Source organism: Pseudomonas sp. VE 267-6A, assembly GCF_024126555.1.
GTDB classification, from domain to species: Bacteria; Pseudomonadota; Gammaproteobacteria; order Pseudomonadales; family Pseudomonadaceae; genus Aquipseudomonas; species Aquipseudomonas palmensis.
Window position 1 is genome coordinate 1 of sequence record NZ_JAMYBY010000042.1, and the last position, 1,796, is coordinate 1,796.

The window sequence follows — 1,796 nt, forward strand, 5'->3', positions numbered from 1 at the left end:
GTTGTTCCTGGAGCAATGGCCACTGACGGCCAACGGCAAGCTCGACCGCCGCGCCTTGCCGGCGCCGGATGCGAGCCTGCTGCAGGCCGAATACGTGGCGCCGCAGGGCGAACTTGAACAACAGATCGCCGCCCTCTGGCAACAGATGCTCGGCTGCGAGCGTATCGGCCGTACCGACGATTTCTTCGAGCTGGGCGGGCATTCGCTGCTGGCCACCCAGGTGATCTCGCGGGTGCGTCAGGTGCTGGGCTTCGACGTGGCCTTGCGCACGCTGTTCGAACACAGTCGCCTGGCGGATTTCGTCGCCACGCTGGATGCATTGAAGCGCATTGACGAGCCTGCGCTGGTTGCGGTCGAACGCGGCGTGCCGCTGCCGCTGTCCTACGCCCAGGAGCGCCAGTGGTTCCTCTGGCAGCTGGACCCGCAGAGCAGTGCCTATCACCTGCCGGCGGCCCTGCGCCTGCGCGGGCCGCTGGATGTGCCGGCGTTGCAGCGCAGCTTCGATGCGCTGGTTGCGCGGCATGAGCCGTTGCGCACCCGGTTCGTCCAGGTGGACGCCCATGTCAGGCAGGTCATAGACCCAGCGGCGCCGCTGCCTATCGACTTCGAGGTGCTGGCACATGTGGCTGATCGCACGGCGCAGATCCAGGCTAGTGTCGCGGCTGAAAGCAGCCGCCTGTTTGCCCTGGACCAGGGGCCGCTGCTGCGGGTCAAGCTGCTGCGCCTGGCCGAGGACGACCATGTACTGGTGCTCACCCAGCACCATATCGTCTCGGACGGCTGGTCGATGCAGGTGATGATCGACGAACTGATCCGTCGCTACGGCGCTGGCATCAGCGCTGAGGAACTGGTGCTGCCGGAACTGCCGATCCAGTACGCCGATTTCGCCCAGTGGCAGCGTCAGTGGCTGGAGGCCGGCGAGCGCGAACGTCAGTTGCGCTACTGGCTGGAGCAACTGGGGGGCGAGCAGCCGACGCTGCAGTTGCCCACCGACCGTGCCCACCCCGCCCAGCGCAGTTTCCACGGCGCCAGGCGCGATGTGGCGTTGGACGCCGGTCTGACACGCGGGCTGCTGCAACTGGCCCGCGAGTGCGGGGTTACCCCGTTCATGCTGTTGCTGGCCTCGTTCCAGGCGCTGCTGCACCGCTATAGCGGCCAGGACGATATTCGTGTCGGAGTGCCGGTGGCCAACCGCAACCGCCTGGAAACCGAGGGCCTGATCGGCTTCTTCGTCAACACCCTGGTACTCAAGGCTCAGGTGAGCGGGCGACAGGCGTTCACTGCGCTGCTGGAGCAGGTGCGCCAGGCCACCCTGCAGGCCCATGCGCACCAGGACCTGCCGTTCGAGCAATTGGTGGAGGCGCTGCAGCCGGGCCGCAACCTGGGGCGCAGCTCGTTGTTCCAGGTGCTGTTCAACTACCAGGCGCAAACCCGGGACGGGCAGGGGCTGCAGCCGTTGCCGCACCTGCAGGTGGAGGCGTTGCAGTGGGATACCCATACCGCACAGTTCGACCTGTCGCTGGAGGTGTTCGAGCGTGAGGAGGGCATAGCGGCTTCGCTGACCTTTGCCACCGACGTGTTCGAGGCCCACACCATCGAACAGATGCTGGGGCACTGGCAGAACCTGCTGCGCGCCATCGTCGAGCGTCCGCAACAGCGCGTCGGCGAACTGCCGTTGCTCGACGCCCGCGAGCAACAGGCCAACCTCCAACAATGGAACCCGGCGCCTGCGCAGTTCGCCAGCCAGCGCTGCCTCCATGAACTGATCGAAGCCCAGGCTGCGCGTGCGCCGGGCT

The 1,796-nt window shown here is 66.8% G+C and carries 1 protein-coding gene; it reads left to right on the forward strand.

Annotated elements, in window-relative coordinates; genetic code table 11:
- Nucleotides 1-1,796: condensation domain-containing protein (locus NJH59_RS25340; RefSeq protein ID WP_253087466.1), on the forward strand; the 1,796-nt coding region annotated here is incomplete at both ends.